Annotated in this window: 25 protein-coding genes and 1 riboswitch; of the genes, 5 read left to right on the forward strand and 20 right to left on the reverse strand. The window is 49.1% G+C overall.

Annotated elements, in window-relative coordinates; translation table 11 throughout:
• Positions 1–40: 40 nt before the first annotated feature.
• The 11 genes from OHJ21_RS30935 to OHJ21_RS30985 all read right to left on the reverse strand — a co-directional run bounded on the left by OHJ21_RS30935 (position 41) and on the right by OHJ21_RS30985 (position 12,085).
• Entirely contained in the window at positions 41–1,018 is a 978-nt protein-coding gene (locus OHJ21_RS30935; RefSeq protein ID WP_100541498.1) for a magnesium transporter CorA family protein, read from the reverse strand.
• A gap of 121 nt (positions 1,019–1,139) precedes the next feature.
• Positions 1,140–1,910 (reverse strand): sigma-70 family RNA polymerase sigma factor, encoded by a 771-nt coding sequence (locus tag OHJ21_RS30940; RefSeq protein ID WP_009594120.1) that lies wholly within the window; start codon positions 1,908–1,910, stop codon positions 1,140–1,142.
• On the reverse strand, positions 1,907–2,356 hold the full coding sequence (gene rsbW, locus OHJ21_RS30945; protein ID WP_100541497.1) for an anti-sigma B factor RsbW: 450 nt from the start codon (positions 2,354–2,356) through the stop codon (positions 1,907–1,909). Before rsbW ends, OHJ21_RS30940 begins: the two co-directional genes overlap by 4 nt.
• Before the next feature lie 32 nt (positions 2,357–2,388).
• Positions 2,389–2,712 carry an STAS domain-containing protein gene (locus tag OHJ21_RS30950; protein WP_009594079.1) on the reverse strand — a complete coding sequence of 108 codons (324 nt, stop codon included), beginning with the start codon at positions 2,710–2,712 and terminating at the stop codon, positions 2,389–2,391.
• A 113-nt stretch (positions 2,713–2,825) separates the two neighbouring features.
• On the reverse strand, positions 2,826–4,505 hold the full coding sequence (locus OHJ21_RS30955; RefSeq protein WP_100541496.1) for a response regulator: 1,680 nt from the start codon (positions 4,503–4,505) through the stop codon (positions 2,826–2,828).
• A gap of 20 nt (positions 4,506–4,525) precedes the next feature.
• Positions 4,526–5,380 carry a CheR family methyltransferase gene (locus OHJ21_RS30960; protein ID WP_394059587.1) on the reverse strand — a complete coding sequence of 285 codons (855 nt, stop codon included), beginning with the start codon at positions 5,378–5,380 and terminating at the stop codon, positions 4,526–4,528.
• A gap of 78 nt (positions 5,381–5,458) precedes the next feature.
• Positions 5,459–9,118 (reverse strand): response regulator, encoded by a 3,660-nt coding sequence (locus OHJ21_RS30965; protein WP_100541494.1) that lies wholly within the window; start codon positions 9,116–9,118, stop codon positions 5,459–5,461.
• The gene (locus OHJ21_RS30970) at positions 9,115–10,290 is read right to left on the reverse strand and encodes a PP2C family protein-serine/threonine phosphatase (RefSeq protein ID WP_100541493.1); all 1,176 of its coding nucleotides are present in this window, start codon (positions 10,288–10,290) and stop codon (positions 9,115–9,117) included. Before OHJ21_RS30970 ends, OHJ21_RS30965 begins: the two co-directional genes overlap by 4 nt.
• 259 nt (positions 10,291–10,549) lie before the next feature.
• The gene (locus OHJ21_RS30975; protein ID WP_100541492.1) at positions 10,550–10,894 is read right to left on the reverse strand and encodes a YflT domain-containing protein; all 345 of its coding nucleotides are present in this window, start codon (positions 10,892–10,894) and stop codon (positions 10,550–10,552) included.
• Positions 10,895–10,981: 87 nt separating this feature from the next.
• Positions 10,982–11,515, reverse strand: coding sequence for a hypothetical protein (locus OHJ21_RS30980; RefSeq protein ID WP_486022153.1), 534 nt, complete (start codon positions 11,513–11,515; stop codon positions 10,982–10,984).
• 57 nt (positions 11,516–11,572) lie between these two features.
• Entirely contained in the window at positions 11,573–12,085 is a 513-nt protein-coding gene (locus tag OHJ21_RS30985) for a DUF948 domain-containing protein (protein ID WP_486022155.1), read from the reverse strand.
• Between the two features lie 276 nt (positions 12,086–12,361).
• On the opposite strand from OHJ21_RS30985, the gene OHJ21_RS30990 reads away from it, so the two are divergent.
• Positions 12,362–12,526, forward strand: a complete 165-nt coding sequence (locus tag OHJ21_RS30990) for a DUF1328 domain-containing protein (RefSeq protein ID WP_082341766.1) — start codon at positions 12,362–12,364, stop codon at positions 12,524–12,526.
• A gap of 120 nt (positions 12,527–12,646) precedes the next feature.
• On the opposite strand, the gene OHJ21_RS30995 is transcribed toward OHJ21_RS30990, so the two are convergent.
• From OHJ21_RS30995 to OHJ21_RS31005, 3 genes are all read right to left on the reverse strand, one after another.
• Positions 12,647–14,152 (reverse strand): DHA2 family efflux MFS transporter permease subunit, encoded by a 1,506-nt coding sequence (locus tag OHJ21_RS30995; protein WP_100541489.1) that lies wholly within the window; start codon positions 14,150–14,152, stop codon positions 12,647–12,649.
• 52 nt (positions 14,153–14,204) lie between these two features.
• On the reverse strand, positions 14,205–14,654 hold the full coding sequence (locus OHJ21_RS31000; protein WP_100541488.1) for a MarR family transcriptional regulator: 450 nt from the start codon (positions 14,652–14,654) through the stop codon (positions 14,205–14,207).
• A gap of 253 nt (positions 14,655–14,907) precedes the next feature.
• On the reverse strand, positions 14,908–15,486 hold the full coding sequence (locus OHJ21_RS31005; RefSeq protein WP_100541487.1) for a hypothetical protein: 579 nt from the start codon (positions 15,484–15,486) through the stop codon (positions 14,908–14,910).
• Positions 15,487–15,673: 187 nt separating this feature from the next.
• On the opposite strand from OHJ21_RS31005, the gene OHJ21_RS31010 reads away from it, so the two are divergent.
• Positions 15,674–16,018, forward strand: coding sequence for a hypothetical protein (locus OHJ21_RS31010; RefSeq protein ID WP_100541486.1), 345 nt, complete (start codon positions 15,674–15,676; stop codon positions 16,016–16,018).
• Between the two features lie 107 nt (positions 16,019–16,125).
• On the opposite strand, the gene OHJ21_RS31015 is transcribed toward OHJ21_RS31010, so the two are convergent.
• On the reverse strand, positions 16,126–16,998 hold the full coding sequence (locus OHJ21_RS31015; RefSeq protein ID WP_100541485.1) for a cation diffusion facilitator family transporter: 873 nt from the start codon (positions 16,996–16,998) through the stop codon (positions 16,126–16,128).
• 225 nt (positions 16,999–17,223) lie between these two features.
• Here OHJ21_RS31015 and OHJ21_RS31020 point away from each other — a divergent pair, with 225 nt between their 5' ends.
• Positions 17,224–17,412 carry a hypothetical protein gene (locus OHJ21_RS31020; protein WP_100541484.1) on the forward strand — a complete coding sequence of 63 codons (189 nt, stop codon included), beginning with the start codon at positions 17,224–17,226 and terminating at the stop codon, positions 17,410–17,412.
• Between the two features lie 121 nt (positions 17,413–17,533).
• On the opposite strand, the gene OHJ21_RS31025 is transcribed toward OHJ21_RS31020, so the two are convergent.
• From OHJ21_RS31025 to OHJ21_RS31045, 5 genes are all read right to left on the reverse strand, one after another.
• Positions 17,534–19,159 (reverse strand): ABC-F family ATP-binding cassette domain-containing protein, encoded by a 1,626-nt coding sequence (locus tag OHJ21_RS31025; protein ID WP_100541483.1) that lies wholly within the window; start codon positions 19,157–19,159, stop codon positions 17,534–17,536.
• Positions 19,160–19,517: 358 nt separating this feature from the next.
• Positions 19,518–20,549 (reverse strand): MBL fold metallo-hydrolase, encoded by a 1,032-nt coding sequence (locus tag OHJ21_RS31030; RefSeq protein ID WP_100541482.1) that lies wholly within the window; start codon positions 20,547–20,549, stop codon positions 19,518–19,520.
• Positions 20,550–20,675: 126 nt separating this feature from the next.
• Positions 20,676–20,777: a cytochrome bd oxidase small subunit CydS family protein gene (gene cydS, locus OHJ21_RS31035; protein ID WP_015737491.1), complete on the reverse strand. Its 102-nt coding sequence runs from the start codon at positions 20,775–20,777 to the stop codon at positions 20,676–20,678.
• A 5-nt stretch (positions 20,778–20,782) separates the two neighbouring features.
• Positions 20,783–21,814, reverse strand: a complete 1,032-nt coding sequence (locus OHJ21_RS31040; RefSeq protein WP_100541481.1) for a cytochrome d ubiquinol oxidase subunit II — start codon at positions 21,812–21,814, stop codon at positions 20,783–20,785.
• Positions 21,811–23,163, reverse strand: a complete 1,353-nt coding sequence (locus OHJ21_RS31045; RefSeq protein WP_100541480.1) for a cytochrome ubiquinol oxidase subunit I — start codon at positions 23,161–23,163, stop codon at positions 21,811–21,813. The genes OHJ21_RS31040 and OHJ21_RS31045 overlap by 4 nt, the downstream gene beginning before the upstream one ends.
• Before the next feature lie 358 nt (positions 23,164–23,521).
• Here OHJ21_RS31045 and OHJ21_RS31050 point away from each other — a divergent pair, with 358 nt between their 5' ends.
• Positions 23,522–24,652: a virulence factor gene (locus OHJ21_RS31050; RefSeq protein ID WP_100541479.1), complete on the forward strand. Its 1,131-nt coding sequence runs from the start codon at positions 23,522–23,524 to the stop codon at positions 24,650–24,652.
• A gap of 117 nt (positions 24,653–24,769) precedes the next feature.
• Positions 24,770–24,949, forward strand: a riboswitch (Lysine riboswitch).
• Positions 24,950–25,118: 169 nt separating this feature from the next.
• Positions 25,119–26,510, forward strand: coding sequence for an amino acid permease (locus OHJ21_RS31055; protein ID WP_243391015.1), 1,392 nt, complete (start codon positions 25,119–25,121; stop codon positions 26,508–26,510).
• The last annotated feature ends 27 nt before the right edge of the window (positions 26,511–26,537 follow it).

Below are 26,537 nucleotides of genomic sequence, written 5' to 3' on the forward strand. Positions count from 1 at the left end.
GTTGTGATCATTCTCGCTGCCATTCATGCATATTCGTGCCTCAAAGATTTTTGTTGTTGGACTTCACTTGAAGCAGGTCTCCCGTCCATCCCTTCGCACGCATCCAAAGGTACATGCCTCCGGTCCACAGCAAAGTGAAGCCGATGACTACTGTAAATCCCCAGAACGTCTTAATGGCGGGCAAATTTTCAAAGTTCATCCCCCATATGGCTCCGACCACGGTTGCCGGTGTGAGCACGACCGTAAAAATCGTCAGTGTCTTCATAATTTCATTACCGCGGAACGCAGAGATTGCATCGTCTATCGATACCAGCGTATCGATTTCGCGCTCATAATGATGAATCAGCTTTTCCATTCTTTCCACTCGATGCAGGAGCTGTTGAAACGAGCGGCTGCTATCCAGCTCGCCATGATATCCTTCCTTTGCTGCGGCAATCAGTTCCTGAAAAGGAATAAACAGATTGCTCCACTCCAACAACTCAAACCGGGACGACAGAATGCTATCCATTAAGGATCTCCGGTTGTGCGTACGCATATCACTTTCGACAAGACGCAGGTTATGCTCGAATTGATCCATTCCCGCATGGTAATAATGCAGAATGGCCCGAGCCAGCACAAACATGCCGTCGACGGGCTTTTGGCATTGATGAAGCATGGAAGCTCTTTCGGACTTAGCCATCACGCTTCGGGTATGGTCATCCAAATTGATGGTAATCAGCACTTGATCGTCCGTATAGAAATAGAACTGTTCCGACTTGTAATGATCGGCATCATCCGTGACCTTATAAAGCATGGTTCCCATAATGACCGGCTCCACCCCATCCTTGAATCGGACGGATAAGTAGTTTCGTTTCTTTAACGTCGAAGCTAGATCAAACCATTCGGCTGTATAAGGATAGCGCGTCCGAAGTTCGCCGATCCAGGAGGATTGCCAGTTATCCGTTCGAACATCGTACCACTTCCATCCCCCTGCAAAAGTATAAATATCCTGACCTTCCATCCCATCTGGCCCCAGCATGTTTTCTTTGCCACTCCCTTCTATAAATACGAATCGTAGGTTCCAAAAAGGCACGCTTTCCTGTAATGGAGGAAGCGTGCCTTATGTTGCTATACGTCTGTTTCTACGAGGCTTGTCCATATCAGTAAGAAGAATTGGACATGATCTGCTTCAGTTTTTCCGTTGCCCGCTTCTGGATACGTGAGACACTCATTTGCGACACGCCTAACCTCTGCGCGATAGCTCTCTGGGACTGTCCCTCCTGAAATGCCAGCAATAGCACCTTCTGCTCTTGCTCCTTCAACTGACTCATCGCCTGCTGAAGATCCATGCGCTTCTCAACGGAATCAAAATCATTCACATCCGAACTGATCAGCTCTCCAAGCGTCGCTCCGGTTTCTTCCTGAGATAAAGGGGAATCCAATGATACATAATGATAGCATTCACGTCCGGCTAACACTTCAACCGTTTCCTCAACGGAAAGATCCAGGTAGGATGCGATCTCATTCACATCGGGAGATCTCTCCAGCTTCACCATTAGTTCATCAATCGCTTGCTGAACCAAGGCACCCTTTTCCTTGATTCGTCTTGGTACTTGAATGTACCATGATTTATCGCGGAGGAAATTCTTCATATGCCCGATCATGCTCTTCATGGCATAGGGTTCAAACGGAATCCCCAGGCTGATGTCATATTGCTGCAGAAGACGAATTAATGCCATTTGGCCAACCTGATACAAATCCTCATACAGGTCGGGCCGATTTCGGGCAATCTTGCCTGCCGCCATTTTGACCATCGGTTCATATTTCTTAATCAGCACCGTCGCGATATCGTTATCCTTCGTTTGCTGATACTGTTCAATTAAATGAACGGCTTCATCTCTGGACTCTTGGGGAGTCGCCTTATCACTCATACGGGCTCCTCGCTTCTTGCGAGACGCTTTGTCAGCGTAACCTCGGTTCCCTTTCCAGCCTGGTTTGTCACGCTTACCTCATCCATAAGCGCCTCCATCAGGTAGAAGCCTAGTCCTCCGATTTGGACCTCGCTGAGATCTTTATCATGAAGTGTACGGTTGCCAACCGCTCCCACACTGTCGAAACTCTCCCCTTCGTCTCTGACCGTAATGGATAGCGACTCGCTGGTCACTTGAAATAAAACCTCTACCATGCCGCCTTCCTGACTATAAGCATACAAGACCGAGTTATTACAGGCCTCCGACACCGCAACCTTCATATCTTCGATCTCTTCATAGGAAAAGCCCATCTTGGAAGCTATTCCATAGAGATTCAGTCTTACAATATCCACGTATTCAGCACTGGCAGGCAAATTAAGCGTTACTCTTTGTACATCTGAATTCATTCTTTTCGATCCTTTCCTATTGGGAATTCTTCTTACGACTGAAAGAACTTCGCAATACCCGTCATATCGAACAGCTTTTGAATTTGCGGCGGAACTTCCTCGACTGCAAAGCGTGCTTCCATGCCATGTCTGGCTTTCAGTATCGACAGAAGAATACCAATACCCGTACTATCAATATATGTCATGTCCTTCATGTTGACGATCAAGTCTACTTCGGAATTGCCGACAAGAGGCTCCATCACTAATCGAAAATCCGGAGCGACGGACAGATCAAGTTCACCGCTCAAAAACACCGTGCATACGCCCTCGTTCATTTGGGTCTTAGCATTGAACTTATCATTCGTTTTTGTATTCATAGACACTCTCTCCCAATCATTTGTTTTCCCTTTACATAACCCGTTATCTAGCTTGTTGAAACAGGTTAAAGAGGGTTATGGACACGCTAATATATGGAAAACGATTGCTGCAGCTAACCGTTGATGATGCGAACAGGGCTTGGCGGGATATCCCATCCTTCCGGTTCTACCGGTACATACCGGGATATCAGGTGCTTCACACAGCTGATTTTGACCGGCTTGCTGATATATTCATTCATGCCCGCGTCAAAACAGCGCTTCTGAATCCCGTCCATTACATTAGCCGTCATCGCAACCAGAACGGGAGCCTCAGCATCCGGCTTCATCTGGCGGATCAGACGCGCTGCCTCCAGACCATCCATTATCGGCATCTGCAAATCCATGAAGATCATGTCGTAGACTTTGGGACCGGCAACCATCTCAACCGCCTGCCTGCCGTCCTCCGCCATATCCGCCTTCATCCCCATCTTTTCCAGCATGCTGTCCATCAGTTTTCGATTAATCGGATGATCGTCCACAATCAGGATGTTCGGCTGCCTCTCCCCATGCACACGATATTTTGCCGAACGCTCCTCTACCCGGAGTCGGTGATACTCTTCCTCATGCGTATGAACGCAGATCGTAAATACGAAAGTGGCTCCCTTGCCTTCCTTGGAGTCAACCGCGATCTCTCCGCCCATCATCTGTACGAGCGATTTACAGATAGCAAGCCCAAGTCCTGTTCCGCCGTAGCGCCTTGTCATCGAGGAGTCCAACTGAGAGAACGGCTTGAACAACCGATCGATTTTCTCGGATGAGATGCCAATTCCCGTATCCTTCACCGTGAATTCAAGGGTTAATCGGTCCTCTTTTGTTTGAGTAAGCGAAACAACCAAATACACGCCGCCCTCATTCGTAAACTTCACGGCATTGGATACCAGATTCACCAATACTTGACGAAGGCGTCCCATGTCACCGAATACGATCGCAGGAATTTGATCCTCAATGTAATACGTAAGCTCCAGATTCTTCTTGGAGGCTTCTCCGGAGAACAAACCAAACACTTCCTGAACGCAGGACTTGAGATCAAACGGATATTCCTCCAGCTCCATTTTGCCTGATTCCATCTTGGAGAAATCCAGAATGTCATTAATGATGTTAACCAAAGCATCCGCGCTGTTGCGGATAATCGTTGCGTATTCCCGCTGCTCATCCTGAAGATCGCTGTCCATCAGCAAGTCAATCATACCGATGACGCCATTCATCGGCGTTCGGATCTCGTGACTCATCATCGCCAGAAATTCCGTTTTGGCTTTGGCGGCAATCTCCGCTTCTTCCTTGGCCAGCACAAGTTCTTGATTAATTTTTTCAAGCTCCTGGGTCTTCTGGTGCAATTGCATGGATTGAATCTTCAACCTGTTATTGGTCCGGTACATATCGACAAAACCCTCGATCTTGGATTTCAAGATTTGAGGGATAAAGGGTTTAACCATATAGTCGATTGCCCCCGCGGAATATCCTGCAAAAAGATGCTCCGCGTCCTTGCTGTTCGCGGAAATGAATATGATCGGAATATCCTTTGTCTTGTCTCTCGCCTTGATCAGCCTCGCTGTTTCGATACCGTCCATGCCGGGCATTTGTACATCGAGAACAATCACGGCAAAATCATACTTCAAGAGATATCGCAGAGCCTCTTCTCCCGAAGTAGCTTTAATAAGTGTGTATTGTTCGCTGTCCAGAACAGCTTCGAGTGCAAGTAAGTTTTCAGGGCGGTCATCTACCAACAGAATATGAATCGGTTCGTGAATCCCCATGAGATCCTCCTACAAAACTTCTATTTAATCTTCCGGTATATTTTCTCCACCCGGTCCAGCGTCTCATAAGCTTCACTATAATTCGTAAAGTGTATGGACTCTTTAGAACCCAGTACGAGAATACCAAAATGGCTTAGACTCTCGTGAAATAATCCGTGTACGTGATCCCGCAGCTGGTCATTAAAATAAATCATGACATTCCGGCAAAAGATCACATTAAACTCGTTAAAGGAACGGTCTGTTGCCAAATTATGCTCGGCAAATATCATATTTTTCTTCAAAAACGGTTGGAAAATAACCGAATTGTACTTCGCCGTATAGTATTCGGAGAACGAGCGGGTACCGCCCGCCTCCAAATAATTCTTGGTATACTGCTTCATGCGTTTGATGTCGAATACGCCTTCCTTGGCCTGCTGGAGAGAACGTGAATTCATGTCTGTCGCATAAATCCGGGATTTCTCATACAATCCCTCTTCATGAAGCAAAATGGCCATGGAATACACTTCTTCTCCGGTCGAACAGCCGGCATGCCAAATCCGTATATAAGGATACGTACGAAGCAATGGAACTACCGACTGCCTGAATGTCAGGAACAGCTTCGGATCCCTGAACATTTCCGTAACCGGAATCGATAAATTATATATGAGACGTTCAAAACAAGAACGGTCGTGAAGTACTTTATCCTGAAGGGCTGAGATTGTGGATACGCCCTCGGCATGAACATGGTGCCAGATTCTCCGCCTTAATGAGGGAATAGCGTAATTGCGAAAATCGTAACCATAGAATCGATGAATACCTTCCAAAAGAAGCTCAATCTCGATCTGTTCCAGCTCACGTTCGCTTTCCTCTGTTAACAACAGTTGTTCTGATTCCATATGGTCACTAGATGACATTACGCTTGCACCGCTTTCCCCGTGTTTATTTGCTACTTGTACTTTACCCACAAAAGCGGCTTACGAATACAACCAAACCCTCATAAGCGAAAGAAGTTGCTCCGTTTGTATCGGCTTCTTCATATAATCGGAAGCTCCCGCTTCAATACACTTCGCCCGATCCTCTTTCATGGCTTTGGCTGTCAGGGCAATAATCGGCAGTTTCTCGAATTCCGGCATTTCGCGTAAACGTCGCATCGCCTCATACCCGTCCATCTCCGGCATCATCATATCCATTAACACCAGATCGAAATCGGGATTATCCTGAAGCAGCTCAATGGCTTCCCGGCCGTTCTCGGCAAAGGTAACTTCCATATGGTATCCCTCCAGCACGCTGGAGAGAGCAAACACGTTGCGGATATCATCGTCCACCAGCAGAATCTTCTTGCCTTCAAACAGCTCTTCCTTGTTGTGCAGCTTCTGCAGGATTTTACGTTTATCTTCCGGCAAATCAGCCTCGACCCGATGGAGGAACAGCGTCGTTTCATCCAGAAGCCGCTCTGGTGATTTCACGTCTTTGATGATGATCGACTCCGCATATTTACGAAGCTGCATCTCTTCCTTCGAATCCAAGTCCTTGCCTGTATAAATAATGATCGGCAGATCCACCAGATTCTCGTCATCGCGGATCTGATCTAGCAGCTCAAAGCCTGTCATGTCCGTCAGCATCAGATCAAGCACCATACAATCATAGCGCTGTTTACGCAGCTCACTGAGCGCTTCGGCGCCTGTGGATGCCGCCGTAATCGATACATCGTCATGACCAATCAATTCAATAATGGAATTCCGCTGAATGTCGTCATCCTCGACAATCAGAAGATGCTTCATCGATTTTTCCGCATAGGATTCGATATGCGTAAACGCGTCCTCCAGCGCTTCTCTGGATGACGGCTTCTTCAAGTAAGCGATCGCTCCCATCATTAATCCTTGCTTCACTTCATCCACGACCGAAATGACATGCACTGGAATGTGGCGGGTAACCGCGGAGCTCTTCAGCTCGCCCATGACAGACCAGCCGTCAATGACCGGAAGCTGGATATCCAGGATGATGGCATCCGGTTTGTACGACTTGGCCATCTCCAGACCGATATCCCCCTGCAATGCAACCAAGGCCTTGAAGCCGCGTCCTCTGGCCATATCCAGAAGGATTCTAGCAAACTTCACGTCATCCTCAATAATAAGCAATACTTTATCTGTCGGTCCGAGCTGGTTGCGATCGTCATCCACCTGTACGGATGGCTGAGCCTCTTTCGTAATCATCTTTGCCTTCGGTACGATCAGATTACGCTCCGGTGGTGCCTCAATTGCTGCGGCAGCTTCCTGTGTACCTTCTACCAAATCCGGACGACTGGCTGGCAGGAAGAGCGTGAAGCAGCTTCCCCTGCCCTCTTCCGATTCAACCAGAATGCCCCCGCCCAGCAGACGGGAAAGCTCGCGGCTGATGGATAAACCAAGCCCGGTTCCCCCGTATTTACGGCTGGTTGTGCCGTCTACCTGCTGGAAGGCTTCAAAGATCAGGTCCGTTTTATCAGCCGGGATACCGATTCCGGTATCTCTGACAGCAAAGGCCACATAATCCGCTTCGGCATTCAGGTAAAGCGGAAGCTTCTCCTTGTCGGCCTTCTCCACATGCAGCTCGACTGAGCCGCTATTGGTAAACTTGAAGGCATTCGATAACAGATTACGAAGAATTTGTTTCACGCGATGGCTGTCCGTAACGATGCTCTGCGGAATATCTTCACTAATGTGCACACCGAGGTCGATATGCTTGCGTGATGCCACGGCGGCAAAATTCTGCTCCACGAAGGCTTCAATATCCGGAAGCTGAACATCCTCATAATGAATCTCCATTTTCCCTGCATCCACTTTAGACAAATCGAGAATCTCATCAATCATTTTGAGCAGATCGGAGCCTGACATATATATGGTCTGTGCATATTCAATCTGCTTGGTGCTCAGATTTCCATCCTTATTCTCCGACAACAGCTGTGATAAAATCAGCAGGCTGTTTAGCGGAGTTCGCAGCTCGTGAGACATATTGGCCATGAACTCCGACTTATATTTGGTTGTAATCGACAGCTGCTTCGCTTGCTGCTCAAGCTGCATTCTTGCCTTCTCGATTTCATCGTTCTTCTCTTCCACTTCCTGCACCTGTTCCTCAAGCGCACGCGTCTTGGCAACAAGCTCGGTATTGTAATGCTCCAACTCTTCCTGCTGGCGCTGCAGCAAGTCCTCGGAGCGCTTGAGGGCATTGGTTTGCTCCTCCAGATTTTCGTTGGTGCGGCGAAGCTCTTCTTGCTGGGTCTGCAGCTCTTCCGATTGAACCTGAAGTTCTTCGGTCATGGCCTGCGATTCGCGCAGCAGCTGCTCCACCCGTAGACGGCCAATAATATTGTTCAGAATGATGCCAAGAGATTGGCTCAGCTGAGATATTAGCTGCTCCTGTAGTGATGTTGTTTCCTCAAAAGCTGCCAACTCAATAACACCCATCACTTCATTCTCAAACAGAATCGGATAAATTATGACGGATACCGGCTTCGATGATCCCCATGCGGATTCCACCTTCATGTAATCCTCCGGTGCGCTTTTCAGTACGATCGGTTTCTTGTCGAGCGCAACTTGACCTACAAGCCCTTCCCCGATCATGAAGGAAATCTTCGGCTCTTCGCCGCCTTCATGGGCGTAGGAACCTTTCATCTCCAACTTATTCGGATGTTTGTCTTCTTGACGGATATAGATAGCTCCATAATGAGCACCCAAAATCGGCGTGAATTCGCTGATGAACCGCTGACCGACTTCCTCCAGGGAATTGATCCCCTCCAGCAGCTCCGTGACTCTGGCCATGTTCGAGTTCAGCCAGGACTGATCACGCTGCGCCTGGAGATAGGTTTCCTCGATGCGCTGCTTCTCGATAATGTCTTCAGACAGGTCTTTAAATACCCGAGCGACATCGCCAAACTCATCCTTGGACGTCACTTTAATACGACGGATCGCCTTCAATCTGCCTTCTCCAAAGCTCTTCAACATCATGGAGACCACGTTGATGCCTCGGGTAATGCTTGGAAGAATCCATAGAATGACCAGCATCCCTATTAACAATCCGCCAGCCATGATATAGATGAACATTTGGACAGAGCGGTCATATGCCGCTTTCGCTGCTGTTATATCATCATTGATCTTCTGGTTCTCGTAGCTGCTAAGCTCGTTCAAACTCGTCAGCATCTCTTCCTGGACAGATTGTCCTGTCGAATTGCGAAGCAAATTGGCCTCTGTTGCGTTGCTCTTCGCCAACAGCTCCAGTGTCTTGTTTTGATAAACGATATATTGATTCACCGCACGCTCAATCCGGACTAACAATTGCTGCTCTTCTGCGGTATTTGCACTTTCCTGGATCGCTTTAAAATACGACTGAGCTCGTGCTGTCATCGCTTCCAGTTCCTGTTCGGACACAGCATACGTGGACTGGTCATTGCTCAATATCATATTCGTAAGCTCTCGTGCCATGTCGTTGACTTCTCCGCGCATTGCGCTGGAGTTTCGTACCTTTTGATAGCGCTCCTGATAGATCTGGTCCATCTGGTCGTTCATATAACTGATTCGGTCATAACCAATCAAGGTCAGAACCAGCATGAGCGCGAGCAAAGTCGTAAAACCAATGACTAACTTGCTCCTAAGCTTCATTGATTGGTTTCCTCTCCTTTTTTAAGAGATATCCAAACCAGGCATTTATCGTCCTCTCGCTCCTGCGATGGATCATCCACAAAATATTGCTCCTTCATTTCATCTTCTCTCCAATGATGAGGGCCGCCCAAATGCTCCTTCAGATAATCCAGCTTCTCGTCATGACCACCCTCTACCAGTTCGAGTAGGCCATCCGTATACATGACCAAATGTCCTTCACCTTCATATTGAAAGCTTCTTGGCTCCATGTCTTCGATCCGGTCGAATAACCCAACTGGGCAGCAGCCTTGATCCAAAGTCATCACATCCCCGCTTTCCTGAAAGAAGAGAGCCGGAGGATGCCCTGCGTTGACGTAATCCACCCGCTTCAAACGGGTGTCTACAACAAGATAGATCGCTGTAAAATAGTACTGTATCAGCTGTTCGCCGAGGTTTAACTGATTGAACCTGCGGTTCAATTCCTGAACCACCTTCTCCGGTTCGACATAAGTCGTCACCGTGTCCTTCAGAACCGAAGCGATGAACATGCAAAATAAGGACGAAGTAATCCCGTGTCCCATCATATCCAGCAGAATCACGCCATAACGGCCATCGCCAAGCGGGTACCATGCATACAAATCTCCCGCAAGCTCCGCCGAAGGCTGGTACAGCGCATGAATCTCAAGCTGATCATCTTCAATTGGTGAGCTCAATACGGCATTCTGAACCATGGCCGCAAGCTTCAATTCAGCCTGGACCCGCTGTTCCCTCTCAATATGCCAGTCTTTCTCATGCTTCAAACGGAGCGCCAAGCGAATCCGCGCCATAAGCTCCACCTTGTTGATCGGCTTCGTCACATAATCGACGGCTCCGGCATCGAGCGCTTCCGCCAGCTTCTTGGAATCCCCGACGGCAGTGACCATAATGATCGGTATATCTTTCAAATGCTCATATTGCTGTACAATACGGCAAGCTTCTATTCCATCCATCTCAGGCATCATCATGTCGAGCAGAATCAGATCGATATCCGCTCTCCGGGGCTGCAGCTCACGGCTGCGATCGCCAATCCCCAGATGTTCCAGCATTTCCAGTGCTGAAGATGCAGATAGAGTATTCTGATAATTTTCCTTTTTCAAGATTTCTCGAATAATAATGACGTTAGTCGGATTGTCATCTACGATTAATATTCTCATTGCCCTCTCCCTTAACGTTACGGATTATACGATAGAAATCCTTTTCCTACTATTATACTATAATAACCCTCTGATCTATTGCTATAGAAAAAGGCTCTACCTCTTGAATCTTCCACTTTTATAGGATTTATGGAACATTCTTTTAAAACATAGATAAGGAATGAGACGTCAAAGGTCTCATTCCTTATCTATGTTTTAAGTCCTATAACGCTAATGCCTACCCGCGATGCTGCCATAAAGCTGTGCTTTCAATGCTATATCATTCATCTTTTTTAGCGATGACAAGTACTTTGCCTAGATCCAGCTGTTTCTCATAGAATCCAGCCTCGGCCTCCGTAAATCCAAGCGATACGATTTTGGCGCGAAGCTCATCGCCGCGGGACCGGAACAAATTCGCAAAGGCGTCAAACACGCCTTCTTCCTTGATGCCTACGTTATTGGCATCGGATGCATCCACGATCCGGCTTGTCTTGTCCGAATCATGAGCCAATACATAAATCCGATCATGATCGTAACCGGACTGTCGCAGATTCTGAACCTCCTGAACCGCTTGAGTACCGTTCTCAACGACTTTGGCATATGACTTCGTATTGGTAAATTCCATTGTGAAAACCTCCCCTAATAGTGTAAAACCTTAATTTAGGTTATAGTCCATTTGTTATTAACCTTATTTCTTAAGGTTGAAACAAATTTACTCGCAATAATCAAAAAATAAATCAATTCCTGCAATTTCACCGGAGCTCCGGTCAATAAATACTTTAAGCGCATGATGGTTCTCAAGGTACACATCCCCGTCCTCCGCTTTAAAATACGGCTTACCCAGAGATGCCCGAATTTGATTGGTTGTCATACCTATACGCTGGCCTTCAACCTGAAAGGATACGGCAGAGGGCTTCACATGAACATATTCCGTATAGCCGTTGCGGACCCCAACCTCCATATCTTTGTAATCCAGCTTGGTCATTCCGGTCAGCTCCTCATGCTCAATTCGAGCCGGTGCTCCCAGCTTGCGAATGACATCGCCCTTGTTATCCGTTAGCGAAATCCCGTTTAAAGTTCCATAGCTCTCTGTAGCGTTGTCGCTGGTCTGTGCTTGTCCAGCATCCGAAGCGGCATGAATCATAGGCGGTGGCGACATCCCGGCGGAAGACTGCGGCTCTGCCACAGCACCTCCACCTCCGGAGTAAATCAAGAGCCCTACCATCAACAGTGCGACATTCCACATGCGACCTCCTCCTTTCTTCAGCTTGCAGAGCTATACCCGGGTTTTGCTTTTTTACTTTTATCTGGCTTTTTGACGACGGAAGCTGTTCCACAGACCAACCGCTGTATCCACATAAGCTAACCAGTTCCGACCGCGTGACTTTTCTTCTGCTTCCGTATTCTGATATACCGCGTCATAAGACTGGAACGTACGATCCTGGGCCGTCAAAGGCACTTCCGTACGGGCATTCTTCTGCTCCATCCGGGATTGCTTAAAGCGGCTAACCATGCCGGAGGATACCTGCTTTACCGCATAGGTGACTTCGCTTAAAGCTTCTCCCAGATTCTTGACGGTATCCAGTACCGGATCAATCTGTCTCATCTTATGCTGAACATCCACCGTAATATCGTTCGTATTTCGAATCGTCTGCTTCACTTCATAACTCAATTCGTCCACCGTCTTTTGGACATCCTGAAGGGTTTCTGTTACCTTTTCGAGCGATTGTGTCGCAGCCTTTAGTGTCTTAATTAAAAAGAAAACCAGAACCGCAAATGCTACGGCAATAATGGCAACACTGATTTGGGTTAGCATACGTTGTCCCTCACTTTCAAGTATGTTGGTTTCGGATACGCAATAGTTACCCTATCCCCCAGCCCACGAAACAAAGGGATCCTTGCCAATAATGCCATTGTTCTGCAGCTTGTTTCATCCCTTGCCGCCCCGGTTAAAGAACACTACGAAGGGCGCTGTTGGCAACGGCCGATGGCTCTCTACCAAGCTTCAAATTGGATATGTGCCGCTTCGTGGAGCATCATGAGACTACATGCTATATCCAATAAAATCGATGAAGAAAGCAGGGTGAATAGGATGTTAAAATGGTCCGTAATTTTTCTAGTTGTTGCACTGATTGCAGGGATCTTTGGCTTCTTCGGCATCGTTGAGGCTGCAGCCGGTATCGCGAAGGTGCTGTTCTTCATCTTCGTTGTCCTGTTTGTGATCTCTCTCTTTACCGGACGCAGACGAAGTATGTGACGCTGTCACATACTAAAGCCCATGCATTGTATATACACAAAAGGAATAAAAAAAAGGGTGTCCTCCGTTTGATAAACGGATAGGACACCCTTTTTTTGCGCTGCGAAAAATGGGATCGGGTTATACGTTCGTTGCTGCAGCCTCCTGATTTCCTGAGGCTTTCGGCTCTTCCGCCGGCTTAGTCTTCTTGATAAAGAACGCCAGGATCAACGAAGCGACGCTGATCCACGTGGCAATAACAAAGGCATAGTTAATGCCATAAATGGTTGCTTCATTACCCAGCTTAAGCAGGTCGGCCTGATTCTTCGGATCAAATAGTCCCGATTGCATCAGGGCTTCCCCTTTGCTCTCTGCCTGGGTGGACATGACGGTAACAAGAATTGCCGTTCCGATCGAGCCGGAAACCATGCGGAGTGTATTCGACATGGCCGTACCGTGGGCGTTCAAACTTCGCGGCAGCTGATTTAGTCCGGCCGTTTGGATCGGCATCATGAGCATCGACATCCCGAACATGCGAGCCGTATATATGATCATCATCTGGCTGTAAGATATGGTTTCGGTCAGATTACTGAACTCCCACGTCGTAATGACCGTAATCGCCAGACCGATAACAGCCAGCCATCTTGCGCCAACCTTATCGAAGATCGCTCCCGTAATCGGTGACATGATCCCCATCAGAATAGCGCCGGGAAGCATGAGAAGTCCTGATTCCACCGGTGTGAATCCACGAATCTGCTGCAGATAAATGGGCAGCAGGATCATCCCGGCATACATCGCCATCGTAACAATGACATTGATAAGGGTCGTCAACGTAAACATGTTGTATTTGAATATCCGGAATTCCAGCATCGGATTGTCGGCCTTCATCTCCCGCCATACAAACAGGATGAGAGCAATCGCGCCGACCGCTAGGGTCGTAACAACCGGGGTGCTGGACCAACCGTCATTCCCGGCATCACTGAAGCCGTACAGCAAACCGCCAAAGCCCAGGGTGGACAAAATGATGGCGATCATGTCCAGCTTCGGCCGGCTGACCTCGGTAACATTTTTCAGGAAGAAAACCCCGATTAGTGTAGCAATGATTGAGAAAGGCAAGATCATGTAGAATAACACACGCCAATCATAGTGCTCCACAATATAGCCTGAAAGCGTGGGTCCGATAGCAGGAGCAAATATCATGGCGATCCCCATCATCCCCATCGCCTTGCCGCGGTTCTCAATAGGGAAAATGTTCAGAAATACAACGGTCATAAGCGGCATCAAAATGCCTGCACCAGCAGCCTGAACGAGGCGTCCGGTAAGCAGAAACGCGAAATTGGGGCTGATGGCACACAGCAAGGTGCCAATCGTAAACAGCGTCATCGCACTGATGAACAGCTGCCTTGTCGAGAAACGCGCGATCAGATAAGCGGTAACGGGGATCAAGACCCCGTTTACCAGCATAAAGCCTGTGGTCAGCCACTGGGCTACGGTCGGTTTAATGCTCAAATTTTCCATGATGCTCGGCAGAGCAACATTCATCAATGTCTGATTAAGAATGGCGACAAAAGCGCCAATCATAAGTGCAGCAATGATAGGGCCTTTCTTAACAGGCTCGCCGTGGCGAGCAATGGTATGGGTACTCATGTGCAGCCTTCACTCTCTTTCTAAGTAAAATCATACATATAGCATGTTTGTTCTATGTGGACATCTGACCTTGGATAAATTCAACATTGGTCATAATTTTGCGGTACAGGACACTCAACTGCTTAACCTCTTCGTCCGTTAGAAAACCGTATAACAAATGGCTCAACTCCGCGCGTTTATTGGCCAGCTGCTCGATCAGATCACGCCCAAGCGGCGTAATCTCCAGATGGATGACCCTGCGGTCGGCTGTATCCCTTATTCGGCGAGCGAATCCGCCCTCGATCAATTTATCGGATATGCCCGTCACCGCCCCGCATGTTACATGAATGGAATCAGCCAAGTCCGATAATCTCAAAGCTCCCTGTTCATGAAGCATCTCCAAGGCGGTATACTGGGTTCTGCCTAGTTTAGGAAACCCCTCCTTCTGCCACTCATGATGCACTGTCCGAACCATCTTCTTAAATAGCATCTCCAACTCCAGAATTTCATTCCGCATGGACATGTATTTTTTACACTCCTTTAAAAGGTCCAGCACTCCTTCAATAGAGACAACCTACTGGCGCCTCTATATACTTTAGTACTAAAACATTTATTTCTAAACAATTACTGATTATAGTGGGGGACGATTTTAGTGTCAATGTTTACATATATATTTTTTTCATAGTTTTTTTCTGAAAATAATGACATCTCTGTGAAAATACAAAAAAGACCCAGACATTCGTTCCTTGTCTGAGTCTTTAGCCGTTTCTCTTGCTTTACTTAAATAGCGACGGAATGGACATCCAATCCATCGTGAAGTTCAATTCCAAGCCATCGGACAGAAACTTCACATCTTTCACAGTTACCAGATCCGGTAAATAGTCCTTGAGCGAAATTTGGATCGGCTCCAGTCGAAACATATTCAAAGGGATCTCAACCCCCCGGATCGTTGTCGATTCATGCGTCAAGTGAAGATGGCTTCCCTCGGCCGACATTTGAAAGCGCAGCACAGCGCCAAAGGGAAGGATCCCCCATTGCCCATTCATATGGGCTGTCATCGTGGTGCCATTCATCAAAAAATCGGCGCCTGTAATATCGACGCCCAGGTCATGGGTGCTCATATATTTTACCATGTTCTTCTTGCTGAGTTCCCCGACTTCTTCTGTGCTCAGCAGCATACGGGTATCCCGGTTTGACACCATGGTCATCAACTTGTCCTTGAAATCAACGGAACGGTAGCGCATGTCCAGAGATTGCGTAGGATAAACAAACCAGACTAACGCACCGATAATCACAAGCAGAAGGACAAATATACCCAACAGGAAACGTCCGGCTCTTTTTTTTCGACGCACCATTCAAAGTCCCTCCTCCCATAGGATATCCTTACAACAACAAGGCTTTTCCCATCTCCAAAGTATATAGGAATCCTTGAAGCTTGTCACGATTTGAGAAATGTACCCAACTTTCTTGGTTCAAAACATCCAAATCGTGGTTATTACGATAATGTCAAATCATACTTCGGTCCCAAGGAGGAATTATTCCATGAAAAAAACACTGAGCATTACCGCAGCCCTAGCACTCACCCTGTCCCTGACCGCCGTAGCAAGCGCAGATCCGATTAACGGGACGGTATCCGACACTTCAGGGCCGGCTCCCATCTCGGCGGAAGAGCCTATTATTAAACCGGAAGAAGTAGTGCTGGTGCCTACACCTATGATCGATATTACGGAAAGAACCTACTTTTATAACTCACCAAACGGCGAAAAGCTTGGTGCCTTGGCTCCGCAAAAAATCGACACGACCGGTAATCGAACAGGTGTCGTCCTTGGCGGGGAATGGGTTGAAGTTTATACATGGCTCGGTAAAGCTTGGATTTATGTAGAGTAATTGTATATGACTGCCGGACTTCATGATCCTTCATGTATCCTTGCAGATTAAATGGCAGGTCAAGATTACCTTGGCCTGCCATTTGTATTCGTATCCATCAGTATCTCCTAGGACGTTTCCTTAGGCTCCACGTGTATGTGGACGCTCATAATATTGTGAATCTTCTCCATCTGTTCTTCGATACGGTCACTGATCTGATGACCCTCCAAAACGCTGATATCCGGGTCTACCTCGATGACAACATCCACCAGCACATGATTGCCGTGAATTCGGGCCTTCATGTCCTTAATTCCCTCGACACCGGGCGTACGGGCAATCGTACTACGCAAGTCCGACAAACGATTTTCATCAAAACCGTCCGTCAGGCTATAGGTGCAATCTCTGAATATTTCCCAAGCCGTTTTGCAAATAATGACGCCAACCGCAACCGCTGCGACGGTATCCAGCCAGGGCAGACCGAATTGTGCGCCGATAATACCAACAGCTGCCCCCACACTGACAAGTGCATCCGATAAATTATCCTTGGCCGCTGCCATGAGTGCCTGGTTATCGATGCGCCGTGCGAGGTTCCGATTGTACCGGTATACGCCAAGCATGGCAACGGCACAGATGCCGGCCACGCCGGCAGACCATAAATTTGGTATTTCCTTAGAGCCTTCAAAAAATGAACGAACGGCTTCAACCAGCACTTGGATACCCACGACCGCCATGATAAATGAAGCAACCAGAGCCGCAATCGTCTCCGCCCTTAAATGCCCATACGCATGATCGGAATCCGGCGGTTTCTGGGAAATTCGCAGTCCGATCAATACGGCGAGTGATGCCACAATATCCGTCAGGTTGTTAAAACCGTCGGCAAGCAAAGCACTGGATGCGAATAAGTATCCACAGAATATTTTAAACGATGACAACACGAGGTAAGCGGCAATGCTGATCCAGGCCCCGCGCTCCCCTTGTTTGATGTTATCATAGGCATTCACTTTACACGTCTCTCCTTTGCTTGCTCTTTGGCAGCCCTCAAGCGATATCCATCATTATCCATATTTAATCCTAGCAAAGGTCATTCGTGTGGGTCTAGAGAAACATAATTGCTTCGGTCAAAGAACCATGGACGTAGAAAATGGTATTAATCATTGTTACCCTTGCCGCGCGATTTAAAAACGAATAAAATGAGGACAAGCGAACACAAAGAGGAGGGTGATACTATGCCCGAGAATAATGAGTCACGTAAAGTGAATTTGGCTGATGCGATCCGACAAAAGCTGGAACAGAAGAAACAGCAACATTCGTCCGCGAACAAGCCCGGACAATTTCAGGCCGGTTCAGCGCAAAAAATGAAAAGCCAAAACAATAAAAAACCAAACAACCAGCGTCGTCGTACCGGCGGTTCGTAGAAGAGCCAGTCCGTGCATAACGCAAAAAATGCTGCACCTCCCATAATTGGAAGGTGCAGCATTTTTATAATGGATCGAGAAGATGAAAGCTTACGCCCTCAACTTCGCCGCATCCTATTTCTTAAGCTTCAACCGGATACATGCTTTCGCGAAGTCCCTTGATCTCTTCACTCTCTAGATACTCATCATAACTCATGCTGCGGTCGATGATACCATTTGGCGTAATCTCGATAATTCGGTTGGCAATCGTCTGAATGAACTGATGGTCATGCGAGGTGAACAGAATCGTTCCGTCGAAATCGATCAGACCATTGTTGAGTGCCGTGATGGATTCGAGGTCCAAGTGGTTCGTCGGCTCATCGAAGATGAGCACGTTCGCGCCGTTCAGCATCATTTTTGCCAGCATGCAGCGAACCTTCTCGCCCCCGGACAATACGCTTGCTTTCTTCAGCGCTTCCTCACCCGAGAACAGCATGCGGCCAAGGAATCCGCGCAAGAATGTCTCATCTTGATCCTTGGAATATTGGCGCAGCCATTCCACAAGATTGATATCTACACCGTCAAAATAAGCAGAGTTGTCTTTCGGGAAATACGCCTGGGTGGTTGTTACCCCCCAGCTGTATTCACCGGCATCCGCTTCGGTTTCACCGGTTATGATCTGGAACAGCGTCGTTTTCGGCATACCGTTCGGTCCAACAAACGCGATTTTGTCGCCTTTATTTACAACAAAGCTGATTTGATCCAGAACCTTTTCTCCATCCATCGATTTGGTAATGCCATCAACCGTAAGCAGCTGCTTGCCCGCTTCGCGTTCAGGCTTAAAGTGGAGAAACGGATATTTACGGTTCGAAGGACGAAGATCCTCCAACGTAATTTTATCGAGCTGTTTCTTACGGGAAGTCGCCTGCTTCGATTTGGAAGCATTCGCCGAGAAGCGTTGAATAAATGCCTGCAATTCCTTGATCTTCTCTTCCTTTTTCTTGTTGGCATCCCGTTGAAGTTCAAGCGCCAGCTTACTGGATTCATACCAGAAGTCGTAGTTGCCGACATACAGCTGGATTTTACCGAAGTCGATATCCGCAATATGCGTACACACCTTGTTCAGGAAGTGACGGTCATGGGATACCACGATAACGGTGCCTTCATAATCCATGAGGAAGTTCTCGAGCCACTGAATCGATTCCAGGTCCAAGTGGTTGGTAGGCTCATCGAGCAGCAGGTTATGCGGCCGGCCGAACAATGCTTGCGCCAAGAGAACGCGTACCTTCTCGTTGCCGCTCAGCTCCGACATTTTCTTATCGTGCAGCTCGCGTGGAATGCCCAGACCGATCAGGAGTGCTGCCGCATCCGGTTCTGCATCCCATCCGTTCAGTTCTGCGAATTCGCCTTCCAGCTCACCCGCACGCATACCGTCTTCTTCGGAGAAATCGGACTTCGCATACAGCGCATCCTTCTCCTTCATTATGGTATACAGCCGGGAATGACCCATAATTACCGTCTCCAGGACTGGATACTGGTCGTATTCATAGTGGTTCTGCTTCAGAACCGCCATCCGTTCATTCGGTGTCATATGGACCTCGCCTTGGTTCGGTTCAATCTCACCAGAGAGGATTTTTAGAAATGTAGACTTACCCGCCCCGTTGGCGCCGATGAGGCCGTAGCAGTTGCCCGGGGTGAATTTTATATTGACATCTTCAAATAGTGCTCGTTTGCCATAGCGGAGCGTTACGCCGCTTGTACTGATCATTAAGCATTACCATCCTTTATCACTATTGGTTTCAGCACATTATAGCATAAGTACGACGGTTATCGAAGCTTCTGGACGATATAAAACGGTTTTAAACAAATATAACCTCCTTCGTGCCCCCCAATTTTCAAGCAATTGCGCAGGAGGCCGACGATCTGAAGCTACTTTTTCAGATTTAATAGAAAAAGAAGCTTTTCTATTAATGAAAGAAACCAATCGAATGGCGCATGGGTCGTTCAGACGTTTCGGAGGCTGAACGTGAAAGAAACTGAAAATGGGCCCGAAAGGTTATATGACCTTTCGGGCCTCTTTTGGCAGTCTATGGTGTATAGTGTTCGGAATCGTTTGTACGTTTCGGTTACGATGTCACGCTTCTCCGCTCAGGCTGAACCTTGAAGGTCTCTCCGTATTTTAATACGCGAATCCGCTCCTTGGCGATCCCCAGCCGCTCGCGTTCCGCTTCCATCCGGTCCAGCGCTTCTCTGGCCGTATCGTCTGCCAGCTTGAAGGTGCCGTAATGCATCGGAATCATCGTCTCGGCCTTCACATCCTGGAATGCCTGCAGCGCCTCTTCCGGATTGACGTGCTGCGACGTCATGAACCATTCCGGTTCATATGCACCGATGGGCATCAGTGCAAGGTGAATATTGAAGCGTTCTCCGATCAGCTTAAAGCCCTCGAAATATCCGCTGTCTCCGGCAAAATACAAATTCGGCGGAAGCAGGCGGGTCCCATCCTCCGCGACAGGTTCGTTAATGCATGGCGATTCCTCGGAAGAATCCGAATCCGTCTTCGCATCCTGCAGCACGGGCTCCATTACGAATCCTCCCCAATGGGATGTATTCGTGTCAAACGGCGTACGCCGAGTCCAATGCTGTGTCGGCACGAAGGAGAATTTCACGCCCTTGATGGTTGCGGATTCCCACCACTGCAGTTCGATCACGCGGCGAAAGCCTTTGTTGATCATTTTGCGACGCAGACCAACCGGTACGAGGATCGTGGTGTCCGCACGGTACAGCCTACGGATCGAGGCAACATGCATATGGTCATAGTGGGAATGCGAAATCAAAATGACATCGATCGGGGGAATCTCATGAATGGGAAGTCCAGGCTCTCCAAGGCGCTTATTAAACCCCATTCTCCGCGCCCATACGGGATCAGTCACGATGTTCAAGCCTTCATATTGGATGAAGAACGTAGCGTGCCCGATCCAGGTAACGGAGGTTTCGTGCCGGTTGCTATGCAAATACTGAAGATCCGGCGTCAGGTTCGGAATGCAGTAGGAATAATCCTTCTTCTTCTGACGACGTTCGTCGCGCCACTGCTTGAATTGTTTAAGTGTTTTATCCGTGCTGACGTTATCGATATTGTTATAGCGAATTTTTGGCATGCAGCCTCCTCCTTCCATTACCCTGTATTTTACCCCGTATTGACCTCTCCGCTCAACTTTGCGTTTGTTGTTCTTTTTACACCGAATGATTCTTGGCGAAACAATTCGTATTGCCTTTGTCCAGACTCAATCCGATGGATCTTTATACTTGACGACGTAGATCGCCATAAAGGCTACGGCAGCCAGTACGGTGAGCAGCGGTGCTATGAAAATACCGAAGTCCTCCACTTGCCTCACCCCTTCTTCGCGGATTTACCGCGAATATAGTTCGCATCGAACAGAAACAATCGCATCAGCAGGATCAGGGAAGGAACCAATACGCAGAATCCCAGGATAAATGCGGTAATCAAAGCGATCGCCATCGTATCGTTGGTAATACTCTCGTGAATGTGGATGTAATCATAGAGAATATACGGCAGATGTGAGCGTCCATACCCATACCAGGCAAAGGCAAATTGGAGCATGACCATGATAAAAGCGATGCCGAGCCGGATTCGTTTCCATACGAGGTACACCGCAATGACAAAGCAGATGAACGACGCGATAAACATCCATGCGATATCCAGCATCTGCTGAAAATGCACCGGATTCTGATGGTTGATCTGGAAAAACGCGAAAACCGAAGCCAGGATCGTCGGTCCGCTCCACCCCAGCGCATAACCCCGGACCACGCCGAACGCGACCTCATCCCCGGCACGCTGCGCGTAATAGGACAGGAACATCGCCGAGATGTACAGAACGCTCACAAGCGCAAGCAGGATGACCGACCACGTGTACGGGTTCGTGAAGAACGTATACCAATGAAGCTCCACCTTGCCGTTGTCCATATAGATAATGCCGCCTTCCGAGATGGCCAATATCGTCGACAACGCGGCAGGGATGAGCAGCCCCGTGGCCCCGTAGAGCCCCATATACACAATATTGTTCCCGGTCTGGCTGCCATACGTGTGATAGGCGTAGTAAGCGCCGCGGATCGCCAGCAGCACAAGGGCCAAGCTCCCCGGCACAAGCAGAGCGGTGCCATAATAATACGCAGCATCGGGAAAGAATCCGACAAGTCCGACCACAAAAAAGATCAGGAATACGTTGGTCACTTCCCAGACGGGAGATAAATATCGCTGGATGATGTTATGAATCTTGTTCTCGTGTCCGGTGAGCACGCTGTAATAGCTGAAAAATCCGGCACCAAAATCAATCGAGGCCACCAGCAAATAGCCAAATAGAAATGTCCACAGCACGGTTATTGCCACCATTGCATAGCTCATTTGCGGTCTCCCCCTTCGATTTCGAGTCCCAGCAGCCGGATTTCCTCTTCGGCGCTTTTATTCCGGAACAATTGGCTCAGCACGCGGATCGCGGATACGGATAGCACCAGATACAGGATAATAAACAACACCAGCATCCAGCCGACGCTTGATGAAGTGGTTGCCGCATCCGATACCTTCATGTATCCCCGCACGATCCATGGCTGCCTTCCGATCTCGGCAAGGAACCAGCCCAGCCATATGGCTGACATCGATAGAGGCCCTAAAGCCAATATACTGAGCAGCAGCCATTTTGGATAAGGCCTTTTGCCAGGAAGTTTCTTGCGAAACATATATAAAAGCGGAATCAGAACGATCACGGCGCCGCTGGTCACCTTCAAATCGAAAAAATAATGCACCGACATCGGCGGCCTCTCATTCTCCGGAAATTCATTCAGGCCAACGACCTCCGTGCTGGGGCTGTTCCCTGCCAATATGCTAAGCGCATAGGGAATCTTCAATGCATACTTAATCTCGTTGTTCTCATCCAGGAAGCCGCCGTAAATGAGCGGGGCTTGTGTCATCGTCTCAAAATGCCACTCGGCCGCCGCCAGCTTCTCGGGCTGGTATTTGGCCAGAAATTTGCCGGAAAAATCCCCGATCATCACGGTGGCCACAGCAAAAACAAAGGTGGACACAACAGTGAGCTTCAGCGCTTTTTTAAAGTAAATGTGCCTGCTTCCCCGCAATATACTGAAAGCGGCTATGCTGGCCAGCGCGGCGGCACTGGTCGTAAACGCTGACGCCAGCACATGGCTTACCTTGGTCGGCGTCGCCGGATTGAACATGGCCACGAACGGATCCACATTCGTAAATACCCCATCCACCAGCTCGAAGCCCTGGGGCTGATTCATAAAAGCATTCATGCTCGTGATAAAGAACGCTGACGCGGAGGAGCCGATCGCTACGGGGATCAGCAGCAGTAAATGGGTCCATTTATTTTTGAATCGATCCCATGTATAGAGATAAATGCCAAGAAAGATCGCCTCCACAAAAAAAGCAAAGGTTTCCATGAACAGCGGCAGCGCAATCGCTTTGCCGGCTACGCGCATAAAGGTGGGCCATAACAAGCTGAGCTGCAAACCGATGGCGGTACCTGTCACGACGCCGACGGCCACCGTAATCACGTATCCACGCGCCCAGCGCCTGGCGAGCAAGGTATAATGGTTGTCTCCTGTCCGAATCCCCCTCCATTCCGCCAGAGCCAGCATAATCGGGATCCCAACGCCGATGGTTGCCAGAACAATATGTACAAACAGGGTCAAACCGGTCAGTATCCGGCTCATCAGTACGGGGTCCAATGAAGACATCAGATTCACTCCTCGGTTTCTTTATCCAAAATATTTCATATAGCGCAGATACCCTTTCACGGCGCCATATAGCATAATGGCCGCAACAACAAAGCATAGAATCGCAAGCTTTCGCTCCTGCTTCCTGTGCATCCGTTAGTCAAGCCTCCTTTATATATTTCAGCCCTTCTGCAGGGGAGCGGCCCTTCGACACTAACTCTTTGAAGAACATAAATGGCCTATATCCAATCATTATCAGTTTTACAAACCTTTCCTCTTTTTATCCAAAGTCCGGTCATTTTGTTTGAATCCTTGCCATGATGTTTTTTCCTGCATGGAAAAGAGGTACAATAAGAGGATAAGGAGGCGAGATAAACCCATGAAAATTACATTTATTGAACCAACCCCGAGCCCGAACTCCATGATGCTTCACCTTGACGAAACCCTGGAGTCCGGGATTCGCAGAACATATACACTAGACAACGAACGGTCGGCTCCCCCCTGGATCAGGCAGCTGCTCCATATCCCGGGCGTAAAGAGCGTCTTTCATACCCTTGATTTCATCGCGCTCGACCGTAAAGGTAACGCCGATTGGCCTTCCATCCTGGGTGCCGTTCAGGAAATATTCGGTCAGGAGGGGCTGGCCGCCGGGCTCCAAGAAGGTGCGGATGACATCGCTTTTGGAGAGGCTCAAGTGTTCGTGCAATATTTCAGGAATATTCCGATGCAAATTCGTGTCAAAAGCGGGAATCAGGAAGAACGCATCGGTCTGTCGGAGCGCTTCGCCAAAGCGGTAGCCGCGGTGGGAACCACGACGCTCATCAAGGAGCGCAAGCTCAAGGAGTACGGCGTGCGATACGGCCAGCTGGAAGACATCGCCCGTGACGTAGAGCAGGAGCTTGAAGCTGCCTTCCCGCAGGAGCGCCTCGATAAGGTTGTTGCCCAGGCGATTGCCCACGGTGCCAGCGACGAGGATTTCGTTGAGCAGCGCCGGAAGCTGACCGACGAGGAAACCGAAGCCGCGCTGCAGGATGAGGACTGGCGCGTCCGTTATGCCGCGCTGGATGCACTGGAGCCATCGGAGAAACATATTCCGCTTCTCCGCAAAGCGCTTCGGGATCCGAAGATGCAGATCCGCCGGCTCGTCGTCGTGTACTTGGGCGATCTTCGCACCCCTGAAGCGATGGAGCTCCTATATGAGGCCATGCGTGACGAAACACCGGCCGTTCGCCGTACCGCAGGCGATACGCTGTCCGATATCGGCGATGCTGCCGCTACCCCGGTCATGATCGAATCGCTCAAAGACAGCAGCAAGATCGTACGCTGGCGTGCAGCACGTTTCCTGTATGAAGTAGGTACCGAGGAAGCCCGCTCCGCCCTGGAGGAAGCTGCCAATGATCCGGAATTCGAGGTTAGTCTGCAGGCACGAATGGCACTGGAGCGCATCGAATCCGGCGAAGAAGCGGCCGGAACCGTCTGGCAGCAAATGGCCAAACGGAATCAATCGTAATCGCATCAGCGGGACTACTTAGAACCGTTAAATTTAACCATTGCTTCTGACATGGGATGTGATTTATACTAGGACTCTCTTGTTAGAATTGAATATACAGATAGCCTCATCATTCCAAGATGAGGTAGAGGTTGCAGACATGATCAGTAGTTGTGCCGAGGCGAAGAGAAGCCGGTGAAGCACAGTGAAAGGCATGAATGCCGAAGTGCAGGGTATACTCTTGTATCCTGTGCTGGGGCCGTTGTCGAAAGAGACGGAACTGTCACGGGGATTCCCCCGTGTTGTGCTATCTTCATGGAGGGTATGATGCGGATACGATAAAGACCGCAGGTATAGACCTGCGGTCTTTTTGTTCTAACAGGGTATATTTTAAATATCATTTCTTAATGCATAGAAGGAGTGTTCGATCTTGAATCGCAAAAAAGCACCAGCTGCTTCGCTGAAGCAGAGCTTTAAAGCTCGTCATATGACCATGATCGCCCTTGGCGGATCGATCGGTACCGGCCTGTTCCTGGCAAGCGGAACGGCCATCGCCTCCGCCGGCCCAGGCGGAGCGCTTATCGCCTATGCCGCGGTTGGCCTCATGGTTTACTTTCTGATGACCAGCCTGGGCGAGCTCGCTACGTATCTTCCGGACTCCGGCTCATTCAGCACCTACGCCTCCCGGTTTGTCAGCCCTGCCTTCGGATTTGCCGTCGGCTGGAACTTCTGGTACAACTGGGCCGTTACCATCGCCGCCGAGCTCGCGGCAGCGACGGTTATTATTAAATTCTGGTTCCCGGACAGCCCGTCATTCCTGTGGAGTCTTCTGTTCCTGGCGATTATGTTCGGCTTAAACGTTCTCTCCGCCAAAGGATACGGCGAATCGGAATATTGGTTTGCTATCATTAAGGTGGCAACCGTCATTATCTTCCTTATCATCGGTGTCATGATGATATTCGGTATTCTTGGCGGTGAAGCCGTTGGATTCAGCAACTTTAGCCTAGGCGACGGGCCGGTACACGGCGGATTCTTCGCACTGGTCGGCGTGTTTATGGCTGCAGGCTTCTCCTTCCAGGGAACCGAGCTGATCGGTGTCGCGGCCGGCGAGAGCGAAAATCCGAGAAAACATGTCCCTAAAGCCATCCGTCAGGTGTTCTGGCGCATTCTGATCTTCTATATTTTTGCTATTTTTGTCATCGGCATGCTGATCCCTTACACTCACCCCAGCTTGCTTCAATCCGGGGTCGATAATATCGGAGTCAGCCCCTTCACGCTGGTGTTTGAGAAGGCCGGGCTTGCCTTTGCCGCTTCCGTTATGAATGCCGTAATTCTAAGCTCCGTGCTGTCGGCAGGCAACTCGGGGATGTATGCCTCAACCCGTGTCCTGTATGCCATGGCGAAGCAGGGCATGGCACCAAAATGGCTCAGCCGCCTGAACAGCCGCGGCGTACCGGTTGCGGCTCTGATCGTAACCTCCGCCGTAGGTATGCTGGCCTTCCTGGCCTCTTTCTTCGGCGATGGGGTCGTGTACGTGTGGCTCCTGAACGCCTCCGGGATGTGCGGATTCATTAACTGGCTGGCAATTGCGGTGAGTCATTACCGCTTCCGCAAAGCCTACGTTGCTCAAGGCAAGGACCTGAAGGATCTTCCGTTCCGTGCACGCTGGTTCCCCTTCGGTCCCATCTTCGCCTTCCTGCTCTGTCTTGTTGCTATTATCGGTCAAGGCAATTTCAGCGGGGAGATCGATTGGTTAACGATCATTGCCACGTATGTCAGCATTCCGTTGTTCCTCTCCATCTGGTTCGGCTACCGCTTGATGAAGAAGAGCCGCATCGTGCCGTTGGACGAATGCGATTTGAGCACAAACGTCAAATAATAATAACCAGTCATGCCAAAAGCAGCT

It is taken from the genome of Virgibacillus sp. LDC1 (genome assembly GCF_025792345.1).
Lineage (GTDB): Bacteria > Bacillota > Bacilli > Paenibacillales > Paenibacillaceae > Paenibacillus_AQ > Paenibacillus_AQ lautus.

Coding starts and splice junctions, on each gene's coding strand:
- OHJ21_RS30935 (WP_100541498.1), bottom strand. CDS start 1,018: ATGCTGGGGCCAGATGGGATGGAAGGTCAGGATATTTATACTTTTGCA.
- OHJ21_RS30940 (WP_009594120.1), bottom strand. CDS start 1,910: ATGAGTGATAAGGCGACTCCCCAAGAGTCCAGAGATGAAGCCGTTCAT.
- rsbW (WP_100541497.1), bottom strand. CDS start 2,356: ATGAATTCAGATGTACAAAGAGTAACGCTTAATTTGCCTGCCAGTGCT.
- OHJ21_RS30950 (WP_009594079.1), bottom strand. CDS start 2,712: ATGAATACAAAAACGAATGATAAGTTCAATGCTAAGACCCAAATGAAC.
- OHJ21_RS30955 (WP_100541496.1), bottom strand. CDS start 4,505: ATGGGGATTCACGAACCGATTCATATTCTGTTGGTAGATGACCGCCCT.
- OHJ21_RS30960 (WP_394059587.1), bottom strand. CDS start 5,380: ATGGAATCAGAACAACTGTTGTTAACAGAGGAAAGCGAACGTGAGCTG.
- OHJ21_RS30965 (WP_100541494.1), bottom strand. CDS start 9,118: ATGAAGCTTAGGAGCAAGTTAGTCATTGGTTTTACGACTTTGCTCGCG.
- OHJ21_RS30970 (WP_100541493.1), bottom strand. CDS start 10,290: ATGAGAATATTAATCGTAGATGACAATCCGACTAACGTCATTATTATT.
- OHJ21_RS30975 (WP_100541492.1), bottom strand. CDS start 10,894: ATGGAATTTACCAATACGAAGTCATATGCCAAAGTCGTTGAGAACGGT.
- OHJ21_RS30980 (WP_486022153.1), bottom strand. CDS start 11,515: ATGTGGAATGTCGCACTGTTGATGGTAGGGCTCTTGATTTACTCCGGA.
- OHJ21_RS30985 (WP_486022155.1), bottom strand. CDS start 12,085: ATGCTAACCCAAATCAGTGTTGCCATTATTGCCGTAGCATTTGCGGTT.
- OHJ21_RS30990 (WP_082341766.1), top strand. CDS start 12,362: ATGTTAAAATGGTCCGTAATTTTTCTAGTTGTTGCACTGATTGCAGGG.
- OHJ21_RS30995 (WP_100541489.1), bottom strand. CDS start 14,152: ATGAGTACCCATACCATTGCTCGCCACGGCGAGCCTGTTAAGAAAGGC.
- OHJ21_RS31000 (WP_100541488.1), bottom strand. CDS start 14,654: ATGTCCATGCGGAATGAAATTCTGGAGTTGGAGATGCTATTTAAGAAG.
- OHJ21_RS31005 (WP_100541487.1), bottom strand. CDS start 15,486: ATGGTGCGTCGAAAAAAAAGAGCCGGACGTTTCCTGTTGGGTATATTT.
- OHJ21_RS31010 (WP_100541486.1), top strand. CDS start 15,674: ATGAAAAAAACACTGAGCATTACCGCAGCCCTAGCACTCACCCTGTCC.
- OHJ21_RS31020 (WP_100541484.1), top strand. CDS start 17,224: ATGCCCGAGAATAATGAGTCACGTAAAGTGAATTTGGCTGATGCGATC.
- OHJ21_RS31025 (WP_100541483.1), bottom strand. CDS start 19,159: ATGATCAGTACAAGCGGCGTAACGCTCCGCTATGGCAAACGAGCACTA.
- OHJ21_RS31030 (WP_100541482.1), bottom strand. CDS start 20,549: ATGCCAAAAATTCGCTATAACAATATCGATAACGTCAGCACGGATAAA.
- OHJ21_RS31040 (WP_100541481.1), bottom strand. CDS start 21,814: ATGAGCTATGCAATGGTGGCAATAACCGTGCTGTGGACATTTCTATTT.
- OHJ21_RS31045 (WP_100541480.1), bottom strand. CDS start 23,163: ATGTCTTCATTGGACCCCGTACTGATGAGCCGGATACTGACCGGTTTG.
- OHJ21_RS31050 (WP_100541479.1), top strand. CDS start 23,522: ATGAAAATTACATTTATTGAACCAACCCCGAGCCCGAACTCCATGATG.
- OHJ21_RS31055 (WP_243391015.1), top strand. CDS start 25,119: ATGACCATGATCGCCCTTGGCGGATCGATCGGTACCGGCCTGTTCCTG.